Source organism: Pedobacter polaris, from assembly GCF_005116505.1.
GTDB classification, from domain to species: domain Bacteria; phylum Bacteroidota; class Bacteroidia; order Sphingobacteriales; family Sphingobacteriaceae; genus Pedobacter; species Pedobacter polaris.
The window spans coordinates 760,108-786,939 of the sequence record NZ_SWBR01000001.1 but is presented as its reverse complement, the minus strand read 5'-3'; the positions used below and the strand labels follow the sequence as shown (position 1 = coordinate 786,939).

The 26,832-nt window shown below is 34.9% G+C and carries 26 protein-coding genes and 1 pseudogene; 9 read left to right on the top strand and 18 right to left on the bottom strand.

The window, feature by feature from the left end:
* Positions 1-226 precede the first annotated feature (226 nt).
* Positions 227-1,459 carry a M16 family metallopeptidase gene (locus FA048_RS03540; RefSeq protein ID WP_136838828.1) on the top strand — a complete coding sequence of 411 codons (1,233 nt, stop codon included), beginning with the start codon at positions 227-229 and terminating at the stop codon, positions 1,457-1,459.
* 91 nt (positions 1,460-1,550) lie between these two features.
* Positions 1,551-2,108, top strand: a complete 558-nt coding sequence (gene def, locus FA048_RS03535; protein WP_136838827.1) for a peptide deformylase — start codon at positions 1,551-1,553, stop codon at positions 2,106-2,108.
* Between the two features lie 26 nt (positions 2,109-2,134).
* On the opposite strand, the gene FA048_RS03530 is transcribed toward def, so the two are convergent.
* From FA048_RS03530 to FA048_RS03520, 3 genes are read right to left on the bottom strand one after another with little or no spacing between them, the layout of a single operon-like run.
* Positions 2,135-2,776, bottom strand: a complete 642-nt coding sequence (locus FA048_RS03530; RefSeq protein ID WP_136838826.1) for a peptidase associated/transthyretin-like domain-containing protein — start codon at positions 2,774-2,776, stop codon at positions 2,135-2,137.
* Between the two features lie 55 nt (positions 2,777-2,831).
* Positions 2,832-3,077 carry a NifU family protein gene (locus FA048_RS03525; protein ID WP_136838825.1) on the bottom strand — a complete coding sequence of 82 codons (246 nt, stop codon included), beginning with the start codon at positions 3,075-3,077 and terminating at the stop codon, positions 2,832-2,834.
* Positions 3,078-3,111: 34 nt separating this feature from the next.
* Positions 3,112-4,188, bottom strand: a complete 1,077-nt coding sequence (locus tag FA048_RS03520; RefSeq protein ID WP_205943411.1) for an Mrp/NBP35 family ATP-binding protein — start codon at positions 4,186-4,188, stop codon at positions 3,112-3,114.
* A gap of 201 nt (positions 4,189-4,389) precedes the next feature.
* Between FA048_RS03520 and FA048_RS03515 the strand changes: the two genes are divergently transcribed.
* The 3 genes from FA048_RS03515 (at position 4,390) to FA048_RS03505 (ending at position 7,861) form a co-directional block, all read left to right on the top strand.
* Positions 4,390-6,546: a transglycosylase domain-containing protein gene (locus FA048_RS03515; RefSeq protein ID WP_136838824.1), complete on the top strand. Its 2,157-nt coding sequence runs from the start codon at positions 4,390-4,392 to the stop codon at positions 6,544-6,546.
* A 10-nt stretch (positions 6,547-6,556) separates the two neighbouring features.
* The gene (gene hpt, locus FA048_RS03510) at positions 6,557-7,093 is read left to right on the top strand and encodes a hypoxanthine phosphoribosyltransferase (protein WP_136838823.1); all 537 of its coding nucleotides are present in this window, start codon (positions 6,557-6,559) and stop codon (positions 7,091-7,093) included.
* Between the two features lie 108 nt (positions 7,094-7,201).
* Positions 7,202-7,861, top strand: a complete 660-nt coding sequence (locus tag FA048_RS03505) for a phosphatidylserine decarboxylase family protein (RefSeq protein WP_136838822.1) — start codon at positions 7,202-7,204, stop codon at positions 7,859-7,861.
* Between the two features lie 555 nt (positions 7,862-8,416).
* On the opposite strand, the gene FA048_RS03500 is transcribed toward FA048_RS03505, so the two are convergent.
* The 9 genes and pseudogenes from FA048_RS03500 to FA048_RS03460 form a co-directional block, all read right to left on the bottom strand.
* Entirely contained in the window at positions 8,417-9,547 is a 1,131-nt protein-coding gene (locus FA048_RS03500) for a mechanosensitive ion channel family protein (protein WP_136838821.1), read from the bottom strand.
* Positions 9,548-10,774: a Glu/Leu/Phe/Val dehydrogenase dimerization domain-containing protein gene (locus FA048_RS03495; protein WP_136838820.1), complete on the bottom strand. Its 1,227-nt coding sequence runs from the start codon at positions 10,772-10,774 to the stop codon at positions 9,548-9,550.
* A gap of 88 nt (positions 10,775-10,862) precedes the next feature.
* Complete coding sequence (gene rplS / locus FA048_RS03490; RefSeq protein ID WP_055133060.1) at positions 10,863-11,210, bottom strand: 50S ribosomal protein L19; 348 nt, start codon at positions 11,208-11,210, stop codon at positions 10,863-10,865.
* 134 nt (positions 11,211-11,344) lie between these two features.
* A complete protein-coding gene (gene trmD / locus FA048_RS03485; protein WP_136838819.1) occupies positions 11,345-12,019 on the bottom strand; it encodes a tRNA (guanosine(37)-N1)-methyltransferase TrmD in 675 nt (224 codons plus the stop codon).
* A gap of 77 nt (positions 12,020-12,096) precedes the next feature.
* Positions 12,097-12,297, bottom strand: coding sequence for a helix-turn-helix transcriptional regulator (locus FA048_RS03480; protein ID WP_136838818.1), 201 nt, complete (start codon positions 12,295-12,297; stop codon positions 12,097-12,099).
* Positions 12,287-13,168 carry a hypothetical protein gene (locus FA048_RS03475; RefSeq protein ID WP_136838817.1) on the bottom strand — a complete coding sequence of 294 codons (882 nt, stop codon included), beginning with the start codon at positions 13,166-13,168 and terminating at the stop codon, positions 12,287-12,289. The genes FA048_RS03480 and FA048_RS03475 overlap by 11 nt, the downstream gene beginning before the upstream one ends.
* Positions 13,169-13,308: 140 nt before the next feature.
* Positions 13,309-13,953 (bottom strand): hypothetical protein, encoded by a 645-nt coding sequence (locus FA048_RS03470; protein WP_136838816.1) that lies wholly within the window; start codon positions 13,951-13,953, stop codon positions 13,309-13,311.
* A 38-nt stretch (positions 13,954-13,991) separates the two neighbouring features.
* Positions 13,992-14,519: a ribosome maturation factor RimM gene (rimM, locus tag FA048_RS03465; protein ID WP_136838815.1), complete on the bottom strand. Its 528-nt coding sequence runs from the start codon at positions 14,517-14,519 to the stop codon at positions 13,992-13,994.
* Between the two features lie 231 nt (positions 14,520-14,750).
* A pseudogene (locus FA048_RS03460) lies at positions 14,751-15,281 on the bottom strand (30S ribosomal protein S16); the annotation flags it as partial.
* 148 nt (positions 15,282-15,429) lie between these two features.
* Between FA048_RS03460 and FA048_RS03455 the strand changes: the two are divergent.
* Complete coding sequence (locus FA048_RS03455) at positions 15,430-15,948, top strand: 5' nucleotidase, NT5C type (RefSeq protein WP_225872465.1); 519 nt, start codon at positions 15,430-15,432, stop codon at positions 15,946-15,948.
* 300 nt (positions 15,949-16,248) lie between these two features.
* Here FA048_RS03455 and FA048_RS03450 read toward each other — a convergent pair whose 3' ends face one another.
* Positions 16,249-19,251, bottom strand: a complete 3,003-nt coding sequence (locus FA048_RS03450; protein ID WP_136838813.1) for a VIT domain-containing protein — start codon at positions 19,249-19,251, stop codon at positions 16,249-16,251.
* Positions 19,252-19,395: 144 nt separating this feature from the next.
* Between FA048_RS03450 and FA048_RS03445 the strand changes: the two genes are divergently transcribed.
* Positions 19,396-19,719: a heavy metal-binding domain-containing protein gene (locus FA048_RS03445; RefSeq protein ID WP_136838812.1), complete on the top strand. Its 324-nt coding sequence runs from the start codon at positions 19,396-19,398 to the stop codon at positions 19,717-19,719.
* Between the two features lie 34 nt (positions 19,720-19,753).
* Here FA048_RS03445 and pfkA read toward each other — a convergent pair whose 3' ends face one another.
* The 5 genes from pfkA to FA048_RS03420 all read right to left on the bottom strand — a co-directional run bounded on the left by pfkA (position 19,754) and on the right by FA048_RS03420 (position 24,252).
* Positions 19,754-20,737 carry a 6-phosphofructokinase gene (pfkA, locus tag FA048_RS03440; RefSeq protein ID WP_136838811.1) on the bottom strand — a complete coding sequence of 328 codons (984 nt, stop codon included), beginning with the start codon at positions 20,735-20,737 and terminating at the stop codon, positions 19,754-19,756.
* A complete protein-coding gene (locus FA048_RS03435) occupies positions 20,738-22,414 on the bottom strand; it encodes a protein-disulfide reductase DsbD family protein (RefSeq protein WP_136838810.1) in 1,677 nt (558 codons plus the stop codon).
* A gap of 93 nt (positions 22,415-22,507) precedes the next feature.
* Complete coding sequence (locus tag FA048_RS03430) at positions 22,508-22,951, bottom strand: protein-disulfide reductase DsbD domain-containing protein (protein WP_136838809.1); 444 nt, start codon at positions 22,949-22,951, stop codon at positions 22,508-22,510.
* 73 nt (positions 22,952-23,024) lie between these two features.
* Positions 23,025-23,474 (bottom strand): protein-disulfide reductase DsbD N-terminal domain-containing protein, encoded by a 450-nt coding sequence (locus FA048_RS03425; protein WP_136838808.1) that lies wholly within the window; start codon positions 23,472-23,474, stop codon positions 23,025-23,027.
* A 4-nt stretch (positions 23,475-23,478) separates the two neighbouring features.
* Entirely contained in the window at positions 23,479-24,252 is a 774-nt protein-coding gene (locus FA048_RS03420) for a biotin--[acetyl-CoA-carboxylase] ligase (RefSeq protein WP_136838807.1), read from the bottom strand.
* Between the two features lie 44 nt (positions 24,253-24,296).
* Between FA048_RS03420 and rsfS the strand changes: the two genes are divergently transcribed.
* A complete protein-coding gene (rsfS, locus tag FA048_RS03415; RefSeq protein WP_136838806.1) occupies positions 24,297-24,671 on the top strand; it encodes a ribosome silencing factor in 375 nt (124 codons plus the stop codon).
* Between the two features lie 31 nt (positions 24,672-24,702).
* Positions 24,703-26,805, top strand: a complete 2,103-nt coding sequence (ftsH, locus tag FA048_RS03410; RefSeq protein WP_136838805.1) for an ATP-dependent zinc metalloprotease FtsH — start codon at positions 24,703-24,705, stop codon at positions 26,803-26,805.
* The last annotated feature ends 27 nt before the right edge of the window (positions 26,806-26,832 follow it).

Genomic DNA, 26,832 nt, shown 5'->3' with positions numbered 1-26,832 from the left:
TTATAATTTTTGATTATACCTATGCTTATCAATGGCTGTTCCAAAAGTTTTAATAGGTCAAAATGACATAGCCGATGGGAGTTATGAGTAGTTCCGTCATTCCCGTGAAAACGGGAATCTTAATGCGATAGAAAGAAGTACTTACAAACACCTAGCGCCGCATTAAGATGCCCAGTCAAGCGGAGCATGAGGGATTTCTAGTCAAAACCTGTATCTTTGCCATTTAATGGAATATAACGTTCATACTTTACACAACGGCATAAGGCTATTGCATGTACCTTCTGCATCGGCAATTTCTCATGCATGTATCATTATCAATAGTGGTTCTAGAGATGAGGATGAAAAGCAAATGGGCTTAGCTCACTTTATAGAACATTTGATTTTTAAGCGTACTGAAAAGCGAAATACCAATCAGATCTTAACAAGATTAGAAAGTATAGGGGCCGATCTAAATGCATATACCACTAAGGAATATACCTGTATCCATGCTTCATTCTTAAATCCATATCTAGATAGGACTTTAGAGCTTTTTAACGACATCGTTTTTCATTCCGTTTTTCCAGAAGATGAGATGGATAAAGAAAAAGGGGTTATTTTAGATGAAATTACTTCTTATTTAGACCAACCTGAAGAAGCAATAAATGATGATTTTGAAGATCAGCTTTTTGCAGGTCATTCTTTTGGAAGAAACATTTTGGGTACACCAGAAACGGTAAACTCTTTAACAAGAAATGACATCTTAAAATTTATTAAGAAAAATTATAAAACGGATGAAATTGTTGTAGCGGTTATTGGGAATTATCCATTAAATAAATTGGTGAAAATTGGCTCGAAACACTTCGAGTCTGTACCTGCTAATTTAACCCTAAAAAATAGGGTTGCCCCAATACAAAACCCGGCTCAGAAGAATGTTGTGCATAAACAGATTTCGCAAGCACATGTAATGATGGGTACACAAACTTATTCTTTGCATCATCCATATAAAGCAGGTTTGTTGCTACTAAATAACATGCTTGGTGGAACAGGGATGAGCTCGATATTAAATCTTCAGATTAGAGAAAAATATGGTATCGCTTATACCATAGAATCTAATTATAGTCCGTTGAGTGATACAGGAATTTTTGCTTTATATTTTGGTACAGATAAAGAGAAAGTAGATAAAGCATTTCAGTTGATCCATAAAGAATTTAAAAAAATAAAGGATAATCCTTTAACCGAAATTCAGTTACAAAAAGCAAAAAACAAATTTATTGGGCAGATTGCATTAGGTGAGGAAAACAGAATTGGATTGATTATTTCTATGGCAAAAAGCTTAATTGACTACAATAAAATTGATGATTTAGAAACTGTTTTTAACAAGATAAGAGCTGTTACCGTAACGGATATGGCTAATATTTCTAACGAAGTTTTAGATGAAAGCAAATTGAGTTCGTTGACTTTTTATCCGACAGAGAACTAAATCGTATTAATATGTGAGTATTGCTTATCCTCATATCAACAATTTGGCAATAAGCAATCTTAAAATTCGTGTATTTTTGTACTTTTGCATTATGAAATTACCAATAGTAGCATACGGCGACCCTGTTTTAAAGAAGGTTTGTGTCGATATCGAAGAGACATACCCTGATTTACAACAGTTGATAAAAAACATGTTCGAAACCATGTATAATGCAAGTGGTGTTGGTTTGGCTGCTCCTCAAGTTGGTTTACCAATTCGTTTATTCATTGTTGATACCAAAGGTGATGAAGATGAAGAAGCTTATGTTAAAGTATTTATCAACGCCCAAATTTTAGAAGAAACTGGAGAACCTTGGGCTTTTAACGAAGGCTGTTTAAGTATTCCGGAAGTACGTGAAGACGTGATGCGTAAACCAAACATCCTAATTAGATATTATGATGAAAACTGGAAACTTCACGAAGAAAAAGTAACAGGTTTCCCGGCGCGTGTAATTCAACACGAATATGATCACATTGAAGGTAAACTGTTTACCGATAAATTAAGCCTGCTTCGCAAGCAAATGCTAAAAAGCAAGTTAGACAGTATTTCTAAAGGAAATGTACATACAGATTACAGGATGCGTTTTCCTAAACAGAACAAGAAAAGATAAGATTGAATTTTCGGTATGCTTACTGCTTACCTGTCTTCACCGCGACTTTTATCGCCATTGGTAATTAGTTGCATTAATTTACCCCAAGCAAATGGGTTTAAGAAGGGATTAGTTTGGCGCATATTAGAGTTTACCATTCTATCGAAGTTGTATCTGTAATTGCTGTTGCTAATTTCCTGCCCATCTCTTGGTAGGGTTAGCATCATGCCATTGATACTTGTTCTGGAAAGATTTTTCTTTGCAATGGCCATATCATCATCGGCAATTTTCATAGTTAAAAAATCTTTATTAAACTCTTCAATTGTAGCCCAAGGGTTAACACGAACGGTTTGTAAATAAACAATCTCCGATTTTAATTTAATCATTGCTGTATATTTATGTTCGGCTATTTCAGTTGGCAAAATAAAAGTTTTACTCGTAAATCCAACTGCAGAAAAAACAATGGTATCTCCAGGGTTAACAATAAATGAGTAGTAACCTTGGTAATTGGCTGCATACTTTTGCCCGTTATTGCTAAGGTTGGTGATGGTTACATAGGGCACAACCGAATTGCTGTCAACATCGGTAATAATCCCCGAAAGTTGCACTAATTTTGAGCTATTGTCTTTGCTCTGTGCAAAAACAGTAGTAACAAATAATAGCAATATGATTGTTAAGCTATATTTCATTTTACAAAAATACTTGTAAAAGCTTTATTGGCTAGTTAAATTGTGTTAAAAGCAATTAATCTTGTTCGGCCAAATCTACCGCAACAACACCGGTAATTTCTGGTACAGCTTTCATAATCGCTTGCTCAATTCCAGCTTTCATGGTCATAAAGCTCATTTTACAATTACCACAATTACCCAATAATCTCAATTTAACAACATTCTCTGGCGTTATCTCTTCTATGGCAACATTTCCACCATCAGCAATTAAGTAAGGTCTGATCGTTTCTAATGCTTGCTCCACTTGTTCTGTTAAACTCATCTTATATTTTTTAAAGTATAAAAATAGTAAATTTTTAGCAATTAGCTGTTTGTACATTATTTATAGAAATCTGTTGCGCCATTCTTCCGGCAATTTCTTTAAATGCTGCAGCTAATGGGCTAGTCTTATCCATCGAGATTGGCTCCCCCTTATCTCCAGCAGCTGTAATACTCTGTACCAAAGGAATTTCTCCCAAAAACGGAACGTCATATTTTTCCGCCAATTCTTTGCCGCCATCTTTACCGAAAATGTAATATTTGTTTTCGGGTAATTCTGCCGGTGTAAAGTAAGACATGTTTTCTACCACTCCTAAAACCGGAATGTTAATTCCTGGCATTCTAAACATGGCTAAACCTTTTCTTGTATCAGCCAATGCTACTTGTTGAGGAGTAGTTACAATAACAGCTCCCGCAATAGGAAAACTTTGACTTATAGTAATGTGTATATCTCCGGTTCCTGGCGGAAGATCTACAATTAAATAATCTAATTCGCCCCAATCTGCATCATTAAATAACTGTTTGATTGCATTTGAAGCCATTGGCCCTCTCCAAGGCACAGGCTGGTCTGGATCTGCAAAAAAGCCTAATGACAATAATTTTATACCATATTTTTCAATTGGCAATATTAAGCTTTTACCATCTGCTGTTTCCCTTGCACTTGGCTTTGCTCCAATTAAGCCAAACATAATGGGCACTGAAGGGCCATAAATATCTGCATCTATTAAGCCTACTTTTGCACCGTCGGCGGCCAATGTTACTGCTAAATTACTCGCTACTGTAGATTTACCTACCCCACCCTTACCAGATGAAACGAGTATAATATTTTTAATCGCTTTCAGTTGGGTTGTATCTAAAGGTTTTGTTACTCTAGAGGTGATGTTGATATTTACTTCTGCATCTATTGCAACAAAATGTTTAATCGCATTTGTACATGCATTTTTCAACATCTCCTTCATTGGGCATGCTGGTGTAGTTAATTCTAAAGTAAACCCAACTTTTCTATCTTCAATTTTAACGTCTTTTATCATGTGTAGTGTTACCAAATCTTTCTTCAAATCTGGATCTTCTACATTTCTCAAAGCTGCTAAAACTTGCTCCTCAGTAATTATCATTCCTCAAAATTAACAAAACATAGCCATAAAAAATTTTCTATCACCGTTTTTGTTGTAATTTTAACACGAACTGAGACGAAACTGACAATTGTTTGTCAGTTCGCCGAAATCCACGTGACAGATGAAAAACAATTAATATCTTCACGCGAAATAAACATTTGCTTGTAAGCGTTTGTTTAACAATAATTTCTACTTTAGTTTATGCAGCTACCAAAAATTAAAATCCCTAAAAAATATTTGAAGATTGGCGCTTGGGTTTTAGGTGTTTTTTTACTTCTATTTATATCTGTTGGCGTTTATGCTTATAGCAAAAGAGAGGCTTTGCTAAAAAAAATGATGGCAAAAGCTATTTCAAAAGCAGATAAAGATTATGGTTTAAAAATTAAAATTGGCTACGCTGGTTTTAGTGGCCTGAGCACAGTAAATATGAAAGAGATTTCTGTGGTACCTAAGGACAGGGACACTTTATCGACGATAGATGACATTACTATTGGTGTAAAATTGTTTCCCTTAATTTTCGGAAATGTAAAACTCTCAGAAATCAACCTTAACAAAGGGTCTTTAAATGTGGTATTAAAAGATACTTTAACCAATCTAGATTTCATCCTTAAAAGAAAAAAGAAGGACAGTGCCACTACTACAAAAAGCAAGGTTGCATTGAGCGATTTAGCAAATGAATTATTAAACGAAGTTCTTTATAAAATTCCTGACGATATGGAGGTTAAGGACTTTGTAATGAAATTGAATGACAATGATACTGCCTCATTAAAATTTTTAACTACAACTGCTACAATAGATGGTGGAGATCTAAAATCTACCATTGTTGTAAATGATACCGCCGCTACTTGGCATGTTAATGGAAAAGTTAACCCAGGAAGAAGAAAATTTGATATGATGCTTTTTGCAGATGGCCATAAAAAAGTTGAACTGCCTTATCTGGAACGGAAACTACATACCAAGGTAAGTTTCGATACGGTTAGAACACAGATGGAGGATGCTGATTATAGTGGGGATGATTTTAAAATTTCTGGTTCGTGGTCTGTTAAAAATCTATTAATTAATCAGCCAAGAATTTCTGCAACAGATGTAATCATTCCTGATGCAAAGGTTGATGCAGATATGCTAATTGGTGAAAATTATATCTGTTTAGATAGCACGTCAACAGTGTTTTTGAAACAGGCAACCGTTCATCCTTACCTTAAATATACTTTGTCTCCTAATAAAATTTATGAGATGAAAATTAACGCCGAAGAACAGGATGCGCAAGCTATTTTTGATTCGTTTCCATTGGGGTTATTTGAGTCTTTAGAAGGGATGCAGGTAAGTGGCAAGCTTAAATATAACTTGGATTTTTACCTTGATACTTCAATTCCTGATAGCGTAAAATTCGAATCAACATTAACTCCTACTAATTTCAAGATCGTAAAATGGGGGAAAACAGATCTTCAAAAAATTAATTCAGATTTTATTTATACACCATATGAATATGGAAAACCAATGCGAAATATTACCATTGGTCCATCAAACCCTAACTTTACCAGATTAGGAGAGATATCAGATAATTTTAAAAATGCACTTTTAACATCCGAAGATCCATCTTTTTTTAGGCACAAAGGTTTTGTTGAGGAATCCATTCGAAAATCCATTGCTGTGAATTTTAAAGAAAAGCGTTTTAAGCGGGGTGGGAGTACAATTTCTATGCAACTGGTTAAAAATGTTTTTTTAAGTAGGCAAAAAACATTAGCCCGAAAAGCGGAAGAAATACTAATTGTTTGGTTAATTGAAAACAACAAACTAATCAGTAAACAACGCATGCTAGAAGTTTATTTCAATATCATAGAAATGGGCCGAAACGTGTATGGTATCGGCGAGGCCGCTCAACATTATTTTGGAAAAAATCCTTCAGAACTAACTATAGGTGAAGGCATTTTTCTAGCGAATATTGTTCCTAAGCCTAAATCTGCAATGTATAAATTTATGAGTGACGGTAGCCTAAAACCTTATTTATTGCCCTGGTTTAGGTTTATTGGTGGTACAATGGCTAGAAGAGGTTTAACACCATCAGATTCTAGTGGTTATGGCTTTTATAACGTTCGCTTAAGAGAAGGGCTAAGGCAGTATCTATTGCCAGACTCAATAGTAATTGATACCAATAAAATTGAGATGATGGATGAAGATGAAGCCATGCCTCCAGGTGGAATGCAAGATCAACCTAAAAACTTATTCGACCGCTTATTTAGTGGTAAAAAAGATACAGTAATTAAGGTAGTCCCAAAAACAGATACCGTAAAAACCCGTAAACAATTACGGCAAGAAAGAAGGGAACAAAAGCGAAAAGAGAATGAGGATGGAGGTTAAATAAATCTAAATGAACAAAATTCAAATACATGAAAAGGGTTTCGAAATTTTTCTAGAAAACGAAACCATAAGTAAGCGTACAAGATTGATTGGCATACAGTTAAATGTTGATTATGAAGCAAAATGTCCTGTTTTTATTGGCGTGTTAAATGGTAGCTTTTTGTTCATGGCAGATTTGCTAAAGGAAATAGACATCTCTTGTGAAGTTGGTTTCATTAGAGTCGCCTCTTATCATGGTACAGAAAGTACAGGAAAAATTAAAGAGGCCTTTGGTTTGCCAGATGATTTAAAAGATAGAGACGTTATTATAGTGGAAGATATTGTTGATTCTGGCTTAACACTTCAATACATCCTAGAAAAAGTCCATGCCCAAAAGCCAGCTTCAGTAAGAGTTTGTAGCTTATTGTTTAAGCCTGCCGCTCTTTTACAACCAATTGAAGAGCTAGCCTATGTGGGCTTCGAAATTCCTAATGAATTTGTTGTTGGTTATGGATTAGATTATGATGGATTAGGCAGAAACTTAAAAGATATTTATAGAGCCATATAGATTTAAAATTACAATCTAAAATTGGCATAGTTAACAGTAATTCGTCAATCTAAAATCGCTATTTTATCAGTTTTTTTTCCGATTTTTGCCTCACTAAAAATAAAATCAATGACTATACATAAAGAAGGCTATACCACCATTGCGCTTACAGTATTATTTATAATGTTACTTAATGCCTTTGTAGATTATAAATTTGCTGATTTGGCTTGGCTACGTTGGGCTGTTTACATTTTATCACTTGCTTTATTCGTTATCGTTTTACAATTTTTTAGAAACCCTAAAAGAACTTTCACTAACGGAGAAAACTTAGTGATTTGCCCAGCAGACGGTAAAGTTGTAGTTATTGAAGAGACTGAAGAAGGTGAATATTTTAAGGATAAACGTTTACAGGTTTCCATCTTTATGTCTCCAGTTAATGTGCATATTAACCGTAATCCAATTTCTGGCGTGGTTAAATTCTTTAAATATCATCCAGGTAAATACCTTGCTGCTTGGAACCCAAAATCTAGTACAGAGAACGAGCGTACCACTACGGTTGTTGAACATAAAAATGGCACTCCAATATTATATAGACAAATTGCTGGGGCATTGGCTCGTAGAATTGTATGGTATATAAAAGAAGGTGACCAAGTTGTACAAACTGAACAATTTGGGTTTATTAAATTTGGTTCTAGGGTAGACATTTTTTTACCTGTTGGCACTAAAGTAAATCTACAATTAGATCAAGTAGTAAAAGGCGGAATTACAGTTTTAGCAGAATTAAGCTAGCAAAAATCGTCATTGCGAGGCAAGAAGCAATCTCATTCGTTGACTTTTATAAAAACATTGTCAGTAACTCTTGGGAATTGTAGTCCCGCTTTGTATTTCAACCAAATGAAGAATTTGGTTTCCATTTCAATCGGGTTTAGTTAATAAAGTTGCAGGTCTTGACAGTTTGCAGCCCTAAATAGTTGCAAAGCATTTCGCTAATAAAAACTTAATGAATTACGTCATTTCGAGGTTCATTCTCTGATTCTTCATCGTAATGACCGTGGCGCAATCTCCTTTTTGCCAAATTATATCCGCAATGACGAGCAATTTAGTAAAGCTTGCAGGTCTGGCGGTTTGCAGCCCTAAATAGTTGCCCAAAGCCAAGTTCTCTAAACGGGATTGTAGCGGTATCCTTTTTGTTTTTCTTAAGCTTTGACAGCTTTAATATTAGGGCAGAAAGAAAGTTGCAAAAGCTAAAAACAAAAAGATTTAGCATAAAGCCCGACTAACGTTAAGAATAGCACAGTAATTGCTTTTCAAATAATTATTGACTCTCGACTTAGTACTCTTTATTTAAGATTTCTTCTCCGAACTTACTGTTCTTTGCGTTGGGTATGCGAAGTCTGAACCATGTTTTTGTACAATGTCTATAATCTTAAAGTTAACCTCTTCCTTAACTTTTAAATAGTCATTAAATTCAATATTTTCTACCAAGTATAAAATTTGGATGCTTAAAGAAGAATCAGCAAAACTATCAAGCGTAACTGCAGCATCTGTAGTGTGGGGGTTTTCAATTAAACACTGATTGATATCTTCTATTATGCTTCTGATACTTTCGGCATTGGTTTCATAAGTAATCCCAATATTGAATTTAACCCTACGGTAATTCCTACGAGTCATATTCTCTAAAACACCATCAATCATCGCCCTATTGGGAATAATAATTGTTGTTTTATCTGTGCTTCGTAAAACTGTACTTCTAAATCCAACCTTTTCAATTGTTCCCTCAACGCCATCTACTTTTACCAGATCGCCAACAGTAAAAGGTTTGTCAATGAATATGGTAAATGAGCCAATTAAGTTCTCTAAGCTTTCTTTAGCAGCTAAGGCAATGGCGATACCGCCAATACCTAAACCTGTAATTAAACTAAGCGCATTTACTTCAAAAACGTAGCCTAATAATACAAAAAAGCCTATAAAGTAAATGATAAACTTAAACAGTTCTTTTAAAAACGGAACCAGTTGATCATCTGCCTTGTTCTCAGATTTTATTGCTCTATAAGTAAATACGTGAGCTATAAAGTCTATTATTCTTAAAATAATCCAGAAGAATGAAAGTATGATTAAAAAAAGAAAGATCTTATCTAGCAACTCACCAAAAGTAAAAATCTCTCTAACTTTTACTTTATCAACCAATCTATTATAATGGAACACCGTAACCTCAAGCGGATGCTTTAATTGGTTAATGGCTAAATATAAAGAAGTTAACGTAATAAAAAACTCAAATGGTTTTAAAAGCAAGGCGATGAAAGTGTCTATTTTAACTTCGTCTGCAAATTTCTTGAATAACTTAAATAGCAACTGGCTAATTACTTTAGACACGAACTTCTTCAATAAAAGTCCGATTAAAATAATGCCCACAAACATGCAATAAGCCTGAATTGTATTTCCCCAAATAACCTGTTCAAAAAATTTATTATCCATTTATACCAATTGCTTTAATGCGATTTCGAATGCCGTACTTGATAAGTTTGTTCTTTTATTAGAGGTTACATAAACCGCCTGCAAAGCATCTTTAATTATAGAGGAAGCATCAGAAAAAATAGCATCATCACTCATTTCTACATTACGCTGCATTAAATAGGCAAAAACTCTAGCCATGCCACAATTTGCAATAAAATCTGGAATTACCGCAACATGATTATCTGCATGCTCCATGATACTTCCAAAGAATATCTCTTTATCGGCAAAAGGAACATTAGCACCGCATGCGATTACTTCTAAGCCCCCATTAATCATTTTATCTACTTCGGCTTGCTGAACTAATCTAGATGAAGCAGCGGGCACAAAAATCTCTGCTCCTACATTCCACACCTTCTCACTAGCTTCATCAAAAGGAATTAAATTATCCGCTACCAAAGTATTATTTACTCTATTGTTAAATAGTGTTTTTATCTCCGCTTCTGTAAATCCTTCTTCTTTAATTAAACCTCCAACACGATCAATAATACCTACAATTTTAACGCCCTGTTGCGCTAAATAATATCCGGCAGCAGCCGCAACATTTCCCCATCCTTGTATAATTGCCTTTTTGCCCGCTAATTCTCCACCCCAGATATTGTAATAATGTCTAATAGATTCTGAAACACCATAACCGGTAATCATATCTGCAACTTTATACTTTCTTTTAATGTCTGGTGTATAATCTAAATCTTCTAATACTTTAGAAACACCATATCTTAACTGCCCGATTTGGTGAATACGTTCATTTTCTCTCGCCTGATAGTGACCACTAATTACACCTTCTTGAGGATGCCATAAGCCATAACTTTCTGTAATTGGGATCACTTCATGAATTTCATCAATATTTAAATCTCCACCAGTACCATAGTAGCTTTTCAACAAAGGCATTACTGCTTTATACCAACGCTCTAAAACTTCTTTTTTACGAGGGTCTGCAGGGTCAAAATTTATTCCAGATTTAGCACCACCAATTGGAGGACCAGAAACAGTAAACTTAACCTCCATTGTTTTAGCAAGAGATTCTACCTCACGCTTGTCTAATCCTTTACGCATGCGGGTACCACCACCAGCAGCACCTCCTCGCAAAGAATTAATCACAACCCAGCCTTCAGCTTCCGATTCTTTGTCTTTCCATTCAAAAACAATCTCTGGTTGCTTTTCTTCGTATTTCTTAAGTAATGCTTTCATTTTTGATTTCTATTTGGTGGCGCAAAGATATAAACAAAAAAACCTCCACGAAACTAATCGTGAAGGTTATATTTTCTTAGAAAGAATATTATTTTCTTAAAGATTTGATACGAGCAGCTTTACCAGTTAATTCACGTAAATAGAACAATTTAGCTCTACGCACTTTACCGTGACTGTTAACTTCTACTTTATCAATATTTGGAGAATTAATTGGGAAGATACGCTCTACACCAACACCATTACTCATTTTACGAACAGTAAACGTTTCGTTTGCACCAGCACTGTTACGTTGAATAACAACACCTTGATAAATTTGAATACGTTCTTTATTACCCTCGCGAATTTTATAGTGAACACTCACTGTATCTCCTGATTTGAAAGAAGGAAACTCATTTTTCGCGATTACCTGCTCTTCTACAAATTTTACTAAATCCATGATTTTAAGCTATTAAGCCGATTTTTGGTTGTTTAAAATCGGACTGCAATATTAGGAAATTTATTTTAAAAATAAAAGTCCATTTTAAAAATAATTTATTTTCTAACAAATCACGTGTTTTCCACATTGATAAATCATTTCAAAAGATCGGGTCTACGCTCTTGAGTGCGCTTTAATGCCTCGTCATGGCGCCAGTTATTTATTTTTGCTTCATGACCACTTAACAGGATGTCGGGCACCTTATGTCCACGCCAATCTGCCGGCCTCGTATAATTAGGCGCATCTAGCAACTCTCCCTGAAAACTGTCAGAAAGCGCAGAAGTCTCATCATTTAAAACCCCCGGAATTAAGCGAACTACTGCATCTACCACCACCGCAGCCGGCAACTCTCCACCACTTAGTACATAATCGCCGATAGAAATTTCCCTGGTTACAAAAATGTCTCTAATCCTTTGGTCTATTCCTTTATAATGGCCACATAAAATGATAACATTTTTTAGCGTTGACAGTTGGTTGGCAATAGTTTGATTAAGCGTTTCCCCATCAGGACTCATAAAAATTACTTCGTCGTAATCTCTTTCGCTTTTTAGCTTCTCTATACATAAGGCAAATGGTTCAATAGACATAATCATTCCACTCCCACCACCATAAGGATAGTCATCAACACTTTTTTGTTTGTTAGTAGCGTAATCTCTTAAATTATGCACCACAATTTCTGCAACTCCTTTTTTTTGTGCCCGCTGTAAAATAGAATGAGCAAAAGGACTTGTTAATAAATCTGGCAAAACTGAAATGATATCGAAACGCATGTTGCAAAGGTAATAATTGTTTGGCGTTATGCGATGAACGTTAAATTGCTTACCGCATAGCGTCAAACGCTAATCTTTTAATCCCCTTCTTCCAAATCGAAAATCTCTTCTACCCGAACATTAAAAACCCTTGCCATTTTTAATGCCAACACAGTTGATGGCACATATTTACCAGACTCAATCGTATTGATAGTTTGTCTTGAAACTTGAATTAAGTCGGCTAACTCGGCTTGAGTTATATTTTTGATTGCTCTTTGTACTCTTAAATTATTTTTCATAACCCATTCCTTCCTCCAAAGCATTCAATTGTTTATTGTTTTTGTAATTGACATATTCCATTCTAATGATGAAAAATAATAGTAAAGAAAATTGTGCAAAAAGCAGTACTACTAAGTAACTAAATGAATAGAAAAAAATAGTAGCCAACAAAAGCACTCCGTAATTAAAATAAACAGCCAGTTGCAGGCTTTCTAGTCTAAGTTGCATAGTCATTTCATCCTCAACCCTGTTTTTAACATATACCCATACTAAAGAGCATAAAATCATTAATGAGTAAACCCCTTTGATAAGGGTATCACTTAGCTCTGATTTTACTAAAAACAAAAATACTGTAAAAATTAAAGCAGATGATAAGGCGCCAAAAACAGCAATTCTTTTAAAGGGTCTGTTCGGAAGAAATTTGGGCTCGCTCATTAAATAACTTTCCTTGTTAAAGTACTTTAAATAATAATACCTAAAAATAAAGATGAGCAATGGCGTAAAGATATTAATCTCTGAAGCATGATCACCTATAAAAGGAATTTCTCCGACGGTAATACTAAGTAATAATACCAAAATATAGCATACATAATAAACCATTATACCCCAATACAGGGCATTTAGCCTTAATTTGGCACTTAATTCATCTTCTCTTTTACTTTTTGAAAAAGCAATTAAAACCAGCCCAATAACTACTAAAAAGATGGCTAGCTCATTGGTAAAGTTTTCGAAAACAGGTTCGAATAATCGATTCTGTTCTCTCATTTGAAAGCCAAAACCTGGGATTTTATAGTTTTTAAATGTATAACAATAACCCAAGATAAATCCCGGGATTGTCATTAGGTAACCAACAATACCACACCATGCTGGAAACAAGAATTTACTTTTCATTTTTTAAATCTTTTAAGTTCTACAATAGACTACAAGATTGCGCATCAAGTTTGTTTGAACAAATGTAAAGCAAAATTGACATTAAAGTCAAGTTTATTTTACAAAAAGATTAAATTATTTTACAAATTGTTTAAAAAGGGCTAAATTGTCCACTGATCGTGGATTATTGCTGTCAAAAAATATTGGCCATCTTCTTTTTCAAAGACCAATCTAAGGCTTGTCCAATCCATTCCTTGATTTTTTTGGTCGAATCCACTAAAATGATAGTCTATAAAATGATGACGGGGATAAAGCTCTTTTATATTGTTTCTCGAATTTCCTTGTTTCATAATTGCATCATATCCAACTGCTTCGGCATTTAAATAATCAGCATTATAAACAAACTTTTTAAGATAGGCAGGAATAGTAAGTTTAATAGGATCGCCTGTACCATCGAAGTTTCCCCAGGTAAGCACCCACTTTTTACCAATAGATTCTAGAAAGTCTTCTGGCGTGAGTTTTTTAGACTTAGCGGTATCAATAAAACCATATGGCGAAAATCGAACACCCATGCTCGAAAAATATTTGCTGAGTTCTTGAAAGTTATTTTCTTTAAGGAAAACTAAAACTTGTCTTCCAGTCGCTTTGATAGAGTCTTGCTGTGATAAACCATCACCATCATCTTTTGGCGAGTCTTCTTTAATAGTATCTACAACTTTAGTGGTTGTTTCTTCTTTATTATCTTTCTGATTATTACAAGCAGAAAACAGAACAATTAATAGGGCAAATAGCGTTAGGCGTTTCATTTATATTCAACGAAAAAATCTATTTATTGTTTCAATTTTTATGCGTTAAGGTAAAGATCTAGCAATCCTTCTGGTAAATCTACCAGCAATGTTTTCTCATCCTCGTCAATTTCTATAATCATATCTTCATTTAAAGGGAATAAAATCTCTTTCTCTTTATATAAAACAGTTGCTACAAATTGTTGTGGATATTCATTGACTTCAAGTATTTCTCCAAGCTCACCCTGGGTTTCATCAGACACAATAAATCCTTTCAAATCCTCGTAAGTGAAATCATCTTCACCTCTCTCCGGCATTTTAGACAATGGTAAGTAAACCTTTTTCTTAACCAAAGCTTGCGCCTTATCAATATGGTCCAAATCATCAAAATAAAAAAGACCGGTACTGTTAGGATATAATTTATGACTTGCTACAAAAAAAGGGACCATTTTACCATTCATATCTGCAAATAGCACATCTAAATCTAAATCCTCGTAAGCATCAAAATCAAAATACAATTGCAATTCGCCTTTTAAGCCTTTTGTTTTGGTAAAATAGCCGATGTAAAACGCTTCTTCCTTAGTCATAGTTAAATTCCCGATAGGGGATTTGAGTGTAGGTTAAATAAAAATAGCGTCCCGAAAACCGGAACGCTATTATAAGTTAAAACAAATCTATGATTATGCTTCTTCTTTTGTTTCTTCAGTTGAAGCCTCAGCAGCAGGAGCTTCTTCAGCAACAGCAGGAGCTTCTTCAGCAACTGGAGCTTCTTCAGCTACAGCAACCGTTTCTTCAACAGCTGGAGTTTCTGCTACCACTTCTTCAGTTGCAGCTTCAGCAGCAGGAGCCTCTTCAGCAACTACTTCTTCTTCAACAACCTCTTCAGCTACAGGAGCATTTTTCAATGCAATTGCAGCAGCACGGTCAGCATTTTTCTTAGCTTCAGCAGCTAAAGCAGCTTTTCTAGCTTCACCTTTAGTTGCAGTTAAACTGTCTTTTTTACCTTCAATTTGACCACCTTTAGCATCTAACCATTGAGCAAATTTAGCGTCTGCTTGTTCAGTTGTTAAAGCCCCTTTTTTTACGCCACCTTCTAAGTGTTTTTTGTACATAACACCTTTGTAAGAAAGGATAGCACGAGCGGTATCCGTAGGTTGTGCACCTTTGTTAACCCAGTCTAAAGTTTTTTCGAAGTTAATTTCGATAGTTGCAGGATTGGTGTTTGGGTTATAAGAACCTAAACGCTCAATAAATTTACCATCTCTTGGAGAGCGAGCATCTGCTACTACCACGTGGAAAAAAGGTTTCCCTTTTTTACCGAATCTTTGCAATCTGATTTTAGTTGCCATTTTCTTTTATATTTATGTATTCAACATAGTTCCCGGAGCTTCGTGCTTGCGGGGATGCAAAAGTAAGTAAAATACTAATAACTAGCAAACTGCAATAATTTTATATTCAAATAACATTACTGTAACCGCAATTTTGGATATTTGAAGTATGAAGATAGCCATAGATATGGACGAGGTCCTAGCCGATCCCATTGTTAAATTTATAGAATTATATAACCGAGATTACGGAGTTCCATTAGACCTAAAAATAGAACCAGGAAATGAAATGTTTCAGCATGTGCCAGAACAGATCAATAACAAATGGTTTGATTATATAAATGAGAAGGGCTTTTTTAGAAATTTACCTTTGATAGAAGGTAGTGTTGATGCCGTAAAAAAGCTACAAGAAAAATATGAGGTTTATATAGTTTCTGCAGCTATGGAATTTCCAAACTCATTAGAAGACAAATACCATTGGCTTGCTGAGCATTTCCCTTTTATAGGCTGGAAAAACATTATATTCTGCGGTGAAAAAATTGTGAATACAGATATTATGATAGACGATAGGGCGAAGAACTTTATTGACTTTAAAGGCAGAACTTTACTTTTTACATCACCACATAACCTTTTGCTAACAGATTACGAACGCGTAGATAACTGGCGACAAGTTTTGGATAAATTGATGTAAGTAGAAAGTCAGGAGACCGAAAGGCCGGAAGATTTCCACGATTTGAAAGGCAAATACTCTGTTTCAATTAAAGTTAGCCGGGCTTTTTGCTACAATCTTTTACCCCTAAATCCCCTGAAGGGGACTTTGAGTAAAAGGATTTTCGCTTCAATCCCGCTTAACCACGGAAACCTGTGCTACTATTTAAGTTTACATCTGCTATAACTAAAAACCTACAAATTCGCCCAGCATAATCCCTCTAACTTCTTAAGTCTTGCCACCAATAATCGGTGTAATCTTCTTTAATCTGTGATCATCTCCCTAAAACCTAAACTCTCCAATTAAATGTCCCTTATTGCCATTTCGCTCCTCTAAAGGCAATACAATAATTTTACGTTCTTGTTTACCCGTAGCATATCTGGTATAAATTTCAGCTGTAACAGTGGTAGGACCACCTATCGAAACTTGTCTATCTCCATAATAATCTACTTCGATCTTATACTTTCCCTTAATTGCCTTTTTTAGCATAAACTGTTCTGGACCATAACCATCAGTAAAATCATTACTTATTCTGCCTCCAATAGCTGTGCTTTTATGGCTATAATAACATTTTTCGCCATTTGGGTCTGTTAACCACAAATCGATATCGGTATCGTTCTTATTCCAGTTCAATACCACCCTAATATCAACAGGTAAAGGTAGGATTAGCTTTTTATCAATACCTTTTGTATTTAATAGACTCCCATATTTTGTGATTAGGTTGTTTATTTCTGCAATTATAATCTCCTCAATGCCCTCATCTCTATCGGCTGTTTGATTGTTATAACTCTGAGTAAGCACCTTGTACAAATTATCTAAAGCTTGTTGATAAGCGCCATTATCAGCCAATGCCAAGGCATAATCACGATAACTCTGCGCATCCATTGGTCGCCATTGTAATACTTTTTCTGTTATGAATAGCGCCGACCTGTAGTTGCCTGTTTGTTTTAATTTATAAGCCATTACTTTAAACAGGTCTGCGTTCTCTAAATCTAAATCGGCAATGTTACTTAAGATTGTTAAAGCTCTTGTACTGTCTGCCTGTTGATAAAACCAATTGGCAACATCAAAGTAAAAGCTTGGTGTACTTAAATATTGTGGCCTAATGGTTAGGTATTTTTCATAAGCTTCTTTCGGTGTTCCGATTAAAACCTTCATATAATCTTTATCGCTTTTAAACTCTGGAACAATAATTACAGCTTGTTCAACAACTTTTGTGCCTGTATAGTTTACTTGTACTCCAGCAGCTCTTCCTTGTAATGTCGTTGCTGACTCTACGGAACCAACTAAACTTCTTTTCTGTTGACTGCCATATCCTACAATCATAACTTCTTGCAATGCTGCTTTATCTTTCTCAGTTTCAGCTCTTGCCCTGGCTTCTGTTTGCTGTCTGGTTGATTGTGATGCAGCTGGAGATGAATTAGTGGTTGGTTGCGGCATTCTAATCGCATCGTAAACTCTGTTATCTTCTGATACAGGCCTTGGATATTCTTCATTTTTTTGTTTAGTCTGATGATAAATAAAATCTGTATTCCACCATGTTTTTAAAACTTTGCTCATCGCTAAAGCATCATTTATTAAATCAGTTTTTCTTTCCAGCATATCTGCTCTACGCTGTTTAATTACTGCATCATATTCTGCTCTTAATTCTGCGGGCGGGATAATATCATATCTCAAATAATCATCAACATTTTCTAATACAATTAGACTTGTATTTCTGGTTACTATTCCGAACTGTTTGCTTAACTGACTAATTTCAACTTTGTTAATTTCATATTGAATATCCATTTCAGCAATTTTCTTTTGCGCCCAAATTCTGTTTACATCAATTGTGCTTAAAGCTTGCGCATTTGGATCTAAGCGAACTATTTGCTCGCTTACTACGTTATTACCATAGCCAAACTGTAAGGTAATGTTGGTCGCGTATTGACTTAAAATAACTGCAACTGATACATGCCCATTTACATTAACATGCATCGAAGGATAAGTTTGGCGCACTTCTCCGCTATTCTTGATGCCTAAATATTGAAGTTGCTCTTCATTTAATTGTCTAAAGGCCTCAGCAACACCTGTATTGTTTAGATTTACAAACTCACCTCCTGATTTTAAACTGATATACTTCAGCGTGCTATAATCTGCTTTGATAGCAGAATTAACAGTATGAATAGTTTTGTTTAAAAAAACTGAATTTTTACCAAAAGTAGAAAGGCCGTCAGTAAAGAAAATATATTCGTTGCCAATTAGCGCTCTTTGGTTTATAGCACTATAATTTGTTCCTCCGTCATATATTACGCTTTCTAGTTTTTCTTTTAGTAAGGTCCAATTTCCGTTAGTAATTGTATAAGATCCTGCATTTTTAAATGTATTGTTTAGTAAACCTAAGTTGATGGTAAGGTTTTGTTTTTGCCTAATAATCATTCCTAGTAATTCCAATTCTTTTTTAATATCTCGTAGCAAACCACTTAACGAGCAATCCCAAATTAAGCCTATTTGATTACTCCATGTACGAGATCTACTCTGGCTTTTTGGAAAAACATTAACCAAAAAGTAATATCCATTACTTGCCTTCTGCATTTGTACTTCTGGCATATCTGTACGTTTCGGCAAATTGATTGTAAGTCCATTTTTTGGTTGGTAGTTTATTTTTTTCATTTCTGCCAAATAAGTATTACCAACATTTTTTAAACTGAAGCTTCCATCTGGTTGCTCTGTTAATTCTGGTTTAATAACACTCTCAAAAACTGTTGTTTTAAGTGAAAAATCTGCAATAGTTTGGTTATAATTTAAAGGCAAGTGGTAGCGAATGATGTTATTTTTATCAAGCTTCAACTCTTCTTCATAGCCTACAATTATTGTTCTTTTACCTTTTGCAGGCATTGGATAAATGCGAGTTCTGAAATTATTTCCTTCTACTTTCTCTAGCAATCCGGGATCAACTCTTCTATGTTCAATACTTTCAAACACCTCGGTTGCTCTTGCCTTTTCCACAGGAACTGCTTCCCGCATTTTCCCATTGATATCTAATGCATACCTGCTAACCGTTACTCCTTCTGGCATTGGAAAGGTCAACTCTCCTTCTAAAACCCTATCGCTACTATTGTAAAAAGTCATCGTCATAACAGTCTTTGCGATATTGCCTGTTATCTGTACATCAATGCTTAGTTTCTGTAGCGCAACGTTTTCTTGCTGCGCAGCAGAAGTTTTTATTTTAAGTACTGGCATTTGAGCACTTACAGTAATTGAAAAGAATAAAAGTATAGCTATAGAAAGTTTAAGTGGTTTCATAGTTTGTCCGTTTTACTATTGATGCTAAACTAGACGATATTTCATAAATGGATTAGTACAATTCGTAAAATACCTAGATTTAGGTAGTTAAATAACCTGTAACAATTTTCATATTATTTTATCGAAATATAAAAACCTAAAACCATGTTAATTACAACTACAAACACAATAGAAGGCAAGAGAATTGTTAAATACATAGGTCTTGTTAGCGGCGAAACCATTATTGGAGCCAATATATTTAAAGATTTATTTGCAGGTATCCGCGATATCGTAGGCGGACGTTCTGGTTCTTATGAGCAAGTATTACGCGAAGGTAAAAATACTGCTGTAAGTGAAATGCAGCAATACGCTGCCGCGATGGGCGCCAATGCAATTATTGGGGTAGATTTAGATTATGAAACAGTAGGAAGTGGTGGAAGTATGTTGATGGTAACCGCCTGTGGAACTGCTGTTGTTTTAGAAGACTAGCTATAAAAAAGGCCTCCAGATTAGGAGGCCTTTTTTACATTGAAAGTATCTCTACCAACCTTAGCCAAGCTGGCGTAATTTTTTCTGCATCAATATGTTTAATGGTTTGAGAAAATGGGGTAAAAACGATTTCCTTGTTGATTTGACCCACCATAACATCTGTTTTTCCTTCTAATAAACCTTCTACCGCAGCAACACCAAGGCGACTAGCTAATACCCTATCCATGCAACTTGGCTTTCCACCTCGCTGAATGTGTCCTAGAACAGAAATACGAATATCGTATTTAGGGAATTTCTCTTTTAAAGCTTCGCCAACAACATAAGCGCCACCAGCTTCGTCTCCTTCTGCAACGATGATGATTTTAGATGCTTTGTCTTTACGGCCTGTTTCTAAACGATGAATCAATTCTGGAACCCCAACTTTTGCTTCTGGAATTAAAATGGCTTCTGCACCTACACCAATTCCACTTCTTAACGCAATTAGTCCAGAATCTCGTCCCATAACTTCAACAATAAAAAGTCTGTCATGAGATTCTGCGGTATCTCTAATTTTATCTACTGCATTTACAACAGTATTGATTGCGGTATCATAACCAATTGCAAAATCAGTCCCTACCAAATCATTATCAATTGTACCCGGCAACCCAATTACCGGGAAGTTGAATTCTCTTGAAAAAACATCCGCTCCGGTAAAAGTTCCATCTCCTCCAATTACAACTAAGGCATCTATTTCACTTTCCAGCAAATTTTTATGTGCTAATTCTCTACCTTCTTTTGTTCTAAAAGTATCACACCTAGCGGTCTTTAATATGGTACCACCACGTTGGATAATGTTGGCAACAGATTTACCATCCATCGGAATAAAATCAGCTTGAATTAATCCTTCATAGCCCCTTAAAACCCCCGTAACCTTTAAGTTGTGATATAAACTTGCTCTAACTACAGCTCTAATTGCAGCATTCATGCCTGGTGAATCTCCACCAGAGGTTAAAATGCCTATGTTCTTTATTGTACTCATTTATTTATTTCTTTTTGCAAACTCCGCTAATCCCTTATCTAAGTAAGCGAGATAATTTTCTATGTTATATTCTACTCCAATTGGAGGTGAAACTAATTCTACTCCCTCAGTATCTAATAACACGTAATATGGTTGAGATACCGTATTGAATTTTTCAGCCTGTAATTGTTGAAACTTTTTCCCAACCGTATTAACCGTTGTTTTTAAAAGTTTCGATTCAAATTGCTCTTCAGCTGGTAAATCTGTTTTATCATCAGTATATAGAGATACTACGATATAATCTTCTTTTAACTTTTTAAGTACCCTAGGATCAGACCAAACTTTAGCTTCCATTTCACGGCAATTCACACAACCATGACCTGTAAAATCTAAAAACAAAGGTTTTTTAACCGTTTTTGAATACGCTAATGCCTCCTCATAATCAAAAAAACCATCTATATTAAGTGGAATATGCAAGAAATCACTATATTTTCTTTTAGATTTAGTTGAATCATTAGTTTTTACTTCTGTACCATTTCCCTGACCAATAACAAAATCTTGTGTAGATAGTGGTGGCACCAATGAGCTTACGGCTTTTAGCGGAGCACCCCATAAACCCGGGATTAGATAAACCGCAAAGACAAAACATCCAGTTGCAATAAATAACCTTGTTACCGAAACATAAGGCAGATCACTATCATGAGAAAATTTTATTTTACCCAATATGTAAACCCCCAAAAGAATTGATAGCACAATCCAAATGGCTAAGAAAATCTCTCTATCTAAAATCCCCCAATGATAAGCCAAATCTGCTGTAGACAAGAATTTTAGCGCTAATCCCAATTCTAAAAACCCCAAAAAAACTTTTATTGAATTTAACCATCCACCAGACTTAGGCAAACCCGTCATTAGACTTGGAAAAATGGCAAACATGGTAAATATAATAGCTAGGGAAAGGGAAAAGCCAAACATCACAACAGTAGGTGTAAGCAAATCTGTATTTATTGCCACCAAAGATGTACCAATAAGAGGCCCAGTACAAGAGAAGGAAACTACCGCAAGTGTTGCAGCCATAAAAAAGATCCCACTTAACCCCTTAGAATCTGACTTTGCATCTAATTTATTTACAAAAGAACTTGGCAAAGTAATTTCAAAAGCGCCTAAGAAAGATATTCCGAATATTATAAGGATTAAAAATATTAAGATGTTAAAAAATCCATTTGTTGAAATTTGATTTAATGCTGTTGCTCCCCAAATTATGGTGATTAGAACACCTAGACCAACATAAATTACAATTATAGATAACCCATATATGATTGCACTTCGAATCCCTTTTCCTTTTGTTTCTGCCCTTTTGGTAAAAAAACCAACTGTTAGTGGCACCATTGGGAATATACAAGGAAGAAAAAAGGCAGCAATACCTGCTAATAATCCTAAGCCAAAAGTAACCCAAAGTGAAACTGGCTTTTCAGTTTTTTTTGCAGCAGTTGTAATTTCTTTTTTAACAGTATCCGTTGGTGTTGGTTTTACAGCGCTATTCGCCACACTATCTTCTGCAGAGCCAACCGTGGTAAAATCTAAATCATCTGGAGCAGTACTTGCAGCAGTATCTGTCTGAAGTTTTAATGCAAGGCTTTGATTAGGGTTTATCAGTAAAAAAATGCCGACAAAAAATAATAGGAAGCTTATCTTTTTCATTAGTGTTTTTTAAAAGCCGTGAAATTAGTCATTATTTTTAATTTAAGACATGGAGGTTGTTATCTATAAGGCTTATTTTACTTTTAGTGTATATTACTTAACGAGAATGCTAAGCATAATCTCGTCTGATGGTAAGCACTGCTTGTCGTTGCAAACCATAAACTCTACTTTGGTCTTAACAATTGTTGATGCCTTGTTAAGCTTAATCCTCTGTTTAAAAACTACTTCTTTTTCAAAATATGCTAGATCTAGTTTAACCGTTTTATCATATTTTTTGATCGGCTGTGGTTCTTCCGTTTTTCCAACTAAAATAAAATCTTTTGATGGAGAAAAAGTAAACCTCATCCTCATTGCATCAGACTTAATGTTTTGAGCGTAAACGTGCCAATTTCTATCCAGTTTTGCTTTTAAATATAAAATAGCCTCTGTTTTATTTACACGAGTAGCCTGGTAAGACCATGTTATGGGTTTTTCTAATTGTGCAAAAGCAATGTAATTAAAAAACATAAATACAAAAACGAGTGCTGTTTTTTTCATGAGAGGTTTATGTTTTAGTAAATAAAAAGCCTTCCAGCTTATGCTAAAAGGCTTTCAGTATTAATTTAGTCTTTTACTTAACAGGTATACTAAAGGTAACATCGCTTGGCGGTAAGCATTGCTTATCATCACAAAGCTGAAAATTAACCACAGCTTTTACAACTGTTGTCGCTTTGTTCAATTTTACTTTCTGCGTAAACACTACTTCATCTTGAAAATATCCAACATCCATTTTAAATACTTTTTCATATTTAATAATTGGTTTTGGCTCTACTGTAGAACCTACAGCTGTATAATCTTTTGATTTTGTAAAAGTGAATGTGGTTTTACTTGGCCCCCCTGGTTTTATATTTTGAGAGTACAAATGCCAGTTATCTTCAATAGTAGCTTTTATATAAATTGTAGCTTCCGTTTTACTTGTTTTTTTTGCCACGTAAGACCAAGTTACTGGGCTTTCTAACTGTGCAAAAGCACCAACTGCACTAAAAAAAACTAAAGTTAAAATTAAGGTTATTTTTTTCATGGATTTATGTGTTTAAAAATTCTATCTCTTTAAAATTAAATTGGGTTATTTCCCCGTTTCGTTCTACATTAAGTAGCCCAAAATCTGTTATTCCCTTTATAGTACCTTCAAAAACCTCGCCATTTTGTCGGTATAATGATGGTTTGTTAATTTTATACAACCTATCAACGTAAGCAGCTCTTAAAAATGTATATCGCTCTGCTTTGAGTTGTAAATATAAACTTTCTATCTGACTGCAAATTTCTGCCAAAAGCAATTCTAAATTAACATCTTGTTGTAAAATTTGATGTAACGATGTTGCTTTACTACTCAATTCTTCTGTAAAAAATTGCTGATTAACATTTAATCCTATGCCAACAATGGCTGTTTTTATGGTATTTCCAACTATCGCATTTTCAATTAATACACCTCCGAGTTTCTTATCTCTAAAGTAAATATCATTTGGCCATTTGATGTGTACATCCGTTGGTAAAAAGACAGTTAGCGCGTTGTTTATAGAAATACTAACAGCCATATTTAACATAAACTGCTTATTTAAAGGCAGGAATGACGGCTTAAGTAAAATACTGATGGTTAAATTTTTGCCAGGTTCGGCGTGCCAAGTGTTTTCTTGTTGTCCTCTCCCGGCAAATTGATCGTCTGCCATAATTACAGTTCCTTCTGGTAATGGCTCGGATTTTGACACCAAAGTCTTCAAGAAGTTATTAGTAGAATCGACAGCTAATAATTTGATAAGATTTTGACCAACAAATAATGTTGAAAAAGTGTTATTTTGCAAGTGTTGATTTTATATTTGTTGATTATCAAAATTAAAAATTTTTAATGGTAAAAAAGAAAACAGTAAACCTTTCTACATACCTCTCAGAAATAGCCATCCATGGCATACAAGAAAAAAAAGGACATGACATTGTTCGTTTAGATTTGAGAGAGCTAAACAGCTCTGTTTCTGATTATTTTATTGTATGCAATGCCGATTCTTCTACTCAAGTTAAAGCAATTGCCGATAGCGTTGAGGATGAGATTTATAAACAAACCAAAACAAACCCTTGGCATAAAGAGGGTCAAGAAAATGCAGAGTGGATTATTTTAGACTACTTTGATATTGTAGTTCACATTTTCAAAACCGAAAAACGTGAGTTTTTTGGAATAGAAGATTTATGGGGTGACGCAGAGACCACTACCTACAAAAGTGCCTAACCCAATTATTTAAACACACATTTAAACTAACATGGAAGATAACAAGAATACAAAACCAAAACTAATAAAACGCATTCCTAACATACCAAAGAAGCCTCAAAAAGGATCAAAATTTAATATTTTTTGGGTTTATGCCGCCATTATTATTGGACTTTTAGTTGTACAATATTTATTTAGTGCCGAAAATAGTCAAGAAGTAAGCTATTCTGCTTTTGAAAAAGATATGTTGCTTGCGGGTGATGTAGAAAAGATTCAGAGTTATAAAAGTGATGAAATAGCTAGAGCTGATGTTTATATTAAAAAAGATAGACGGGGATTAGCAAAATACAAAAAATACCTTCCTAAAAACTCACTTAATACATCTACAAAAGGTCCACTAGTATTTTTTAACGGAAACTCATTAGACGATATTAGCAAGAAACTTGAGAAATCACAAACGCAGGCTAAAATCCCAGTAGAACAACAAATTTCTGCAGTTCCTGTATCAAAGTCTAATGCATGGTCTGCAATTTTAATTAATTTCATTTTACCGCTTGTGCTTATCGTAGGTCTTTGGATTTTTATGATGCGCCGTATGGGCGGTGGTGGAGGTGGTGGCGGTGGCCAGATCTTCAATATTGGTAAATCTAAAGCTACTTTATTTGATAAAGAGAGCCAAGTAAGCATTACATTTAATGACGTTGCAGGCTTAGAAGAGGCTAAACAAGAGGTTATGGAAATTGTAGATTTCCTTAAAAACCCAAAAAAATATACAAACTTAGGAGGTAAAATTCCTAAAGGAGCATTACTTGTTGGTTCTCCTGGTACAGGTAAAACATTACTGGCAAAAGCTGTTGCTGGAGAAGCTCAAGTCCCTTTCTTCTCTTTATCTGGTTCTGACTTTGTAGAGATGTTTGTTGGGGTTGGTGCTTCTAGAGTACGTGACTTGTTTAAACAAGCAAAGGATAAGGCGCCTTGTATCATATTTATTGATGAGGTTGATGCTATTGGCCGTGCTCGTGGAAAAAACAGCATGATGGGTGGTAACGATGAGCGTGAAAACACATTGAACCAGTTATTAGTTGAAATGGATGGTTTCGGAACAGACTCCGGCATCATTATTTTAGCAGCTACCAACAGGCCCGATGTTTTAGACTCTGCATTAATGCGCCCAGGAAGATTCGATAGACAAATTTCTATTGATAAACCAGATTTAATTGGCCGTGAACAGATTTTCAAAGTTCACTTGAAACCAATTAAAACAGCTGAAGTTGTTGATGCTAAAAAATTATCAGCACAAACTCCAGGTTTTGCAGGTGCAGAAATTGCCAATGTTTGTAATGAAGCAGCATTAATTGCCGCTCGTCGCAACAAAGAATATGTAGATATGCAAGACTTCCAAGATGCGATTGATCGTGTAATTGGTGGTTTAGAAAAGAAAAATAAAATCATCTCTCCAGAAGAGAAAAAGATCGTTGCTTATCATGAAGCTGGTCATGCGATAGCTGGATGGTTCTTAGAACATGCCGATCCATTAGTTAAAGTTTCAATCGTGCCTCGTGGCGTTGCCGCATTAGGTTATGCGCAGTATTTACCTAAAGAACAGTTCTTATATACTACGGAACAGTTAACCGATGGTATGTGTATGACAATGGGTGGTCGTGTTGCTGAAGATTTAGTTTTTGGTAAAATTTCTACTGGAGCTCAGAACGATTTGGAACGCATTACTAAACTATCATACGCTATGGTTACCATTTATGGTATGAATAAAACCATTGGCAATGTTTCTTTCCATGATCCTCAAAATGAATACAACTTTAACAAACCATATTCTGAGAAAACATCAGAAATGATTGATAACGAGGTTAGAATATTGATCTCTGAAGTTTACGAAAGAACAAAAGAATTGTTAACCGTTAATCGTGAAGGTTTAGAAAAATTAGCGCAGAAACTGATAGAAAAAGAAATCCTTTTCCAAGCAGATTTAGAAGAAATCTTAGGTAAACGTCCATTTGATAACAGAACTACTTATGATGAGTTTGTAAATGGAACTGGTGATCAAACACCAGCTGCACAAGGTTTAATTCACGACGGTGTTGGACCAACTACAGATCCAAGTGCTCCTGCCGCAAATGCGAAAGAAGAAGCAAATTAATTTTTAAATTAAATATCTAGACAGCAA

Coding starts and splice junctions, on each gene's coding strand:
- FA048_RS03540 (WP_136838828.1), top strand. CDS start 227: ATGGAATATAACGTTCATACTTTACACAACGGCATAAGGCTATTGCAT.
- def (WP_136838827.1), top strand. CDS start 1,551: ATGAAATTACCAATAGTAGCATACGGCGACCCTGTTTTAAAGAAGGTT.
- FA048_RS03530 (WP_136838826.1), bottom strand. CDS start 2,776: ATGAAATATAGCTTAACAATCATATTGCTATTATTTGTTACTACTGTT.
- FA048_RS03525 (WP_136838825.1), bottom strand. CDS start 3,077: ATGAGTTTAACAGAACAAGTGGAGCAAGCATTAGAAACGATCAGACCT.
- FA048_RS03520 (WP_205943411.1), bottom strand. CDS start 4,188: ATGATAATTACTGAGGAGCAAGTTTTAGCAGCTTTGAGAAATGTAGAA.
- FA048_RS03515 (WP_136838824.1), top strand. CDS start 4,390: ATGCAGCTACCAAAAATTAAAATCCCTAAAAAATATTTGAAGATTGGC.
- hpt (WP_136838823.1), top strand. CDS start 6,557: ATGAACAAAATTCAAATACATGAAAAGGGTTTCGAAATTTTTCTAGAA.
- FA048_RS03505 (WP_136838822.1), top strand. CDS start 7,202: ATGACTATACATAAAGAAGGCTATACCACCATTGCGCTTACAGTATTA.
- FA048_RS03500 (WP_136838821.1), bottom strand. CDS start 9,547: ATGGATAATAAATTTTTTGAACAGGTTATTTGGGGAAATACAATTCAG.
- FA048_RS03495 (WP_136838820.1), bottom strand. CDS start 10,774: ATGAAAGCATTACTTAAGAAATACGAAGAAAAGCAACCAGAGATTGTT.
- rplS (WP_055133060.1), bottom strand. CDS start 11,210: ATGGATTTAGTAAAATTTGTAGAAGAGCAGGTAATCGCGAAAAATGAG.
- trmD (WP_136838819.1), bottom strand. CDS start 12,019: ATGCGTTTCGATATCATTTCAGTTTTGCCAGATTTATTAACAAGTCCT.
- FA048_RS03480 (WP_136838818.1), bottom strand. CDS start 12,297: ATGAAAAATAATTTAAGAGTACAAAGAGCAATCAAAAATATAACTCAA.
- FA048_RS03475 (WP_136838817.1), bottom strand. CDS start 13,168: ATGAAAAGTAAATTCTTGTTTCCAGCATGGTGTGGTATTGTTGGTTAC.
- FA048_RS03470 (WP_136838816.1), bottom strand. CDS start 13,953: ATGAAACGCCTAACGCTATTTGCCCTATTAATTGTTCTGTTTTCTGCT.
- rimM (WP_136838815.1), bottom strand. CDS start 14,519: ATGACTAAGGAAGAAGCGTTTTACATCGGCTATTTTACCAAAACAAAA.
- FA048_RS03455 (WP_225872465.1), top strand. CDS start 15,430: ATGAAGATAGCCATAGATATGGACGAGGTCCTAGCCGATCCCATTGTT.
- FA048_RS03450 (WP_136838813.1), bottom strand. CDS start 19,251: ATGAAACCACTTAAACTTTCTATAGCTATACTTTTATTCTTTTCAATT.
- FA048_RS03445 (WP_136838812.1), top strand. CDS start 19,396: ATGTTAATTACAACTACAAACACAATAGAAGGCAAGAGAATTGTTAAA.
- pfkA (WP_136838811.1), bottom strand. CDS start 20,737: ATGAGTACAATAAAGAACATAGGCATTTTAACCTCTGGTGGAGATTCA.
- FA048_RS03435 (WP_136838810.1), bottom strand. CDS start 22,414: ATGAAAAAGATAAGCTTCCTATTATTTTTTGTCGGCATTTTTTTACTG.
- FA048_RS03430 (WP_136838809.1), bottom strand. CDS start 22,951: ATGAAAAAAACAGCACTCGTTTTTGTATTTATGTTTTTTAATTACATT.
- FA048_RS03425 (WP_136838808.1), bottom strand. CDS start 23,474: ATGAAAAAAATAACCTTAATTTTAACTTTAGTTTTTTTTAGTGCAGTT.
- rsfS (WP_136838806.1), top strand. CDS start 24,297: ATGGTAAAAAAGAAAACAGTAAACCTTTCTACATACCTCTCAGAAATA.
- ftsH (WP_136838805.1), top strand. CDS start 24,703: ATGGAAGATAACAAGAATACAAAACCAAAACTAATAAAACGCATTCCT.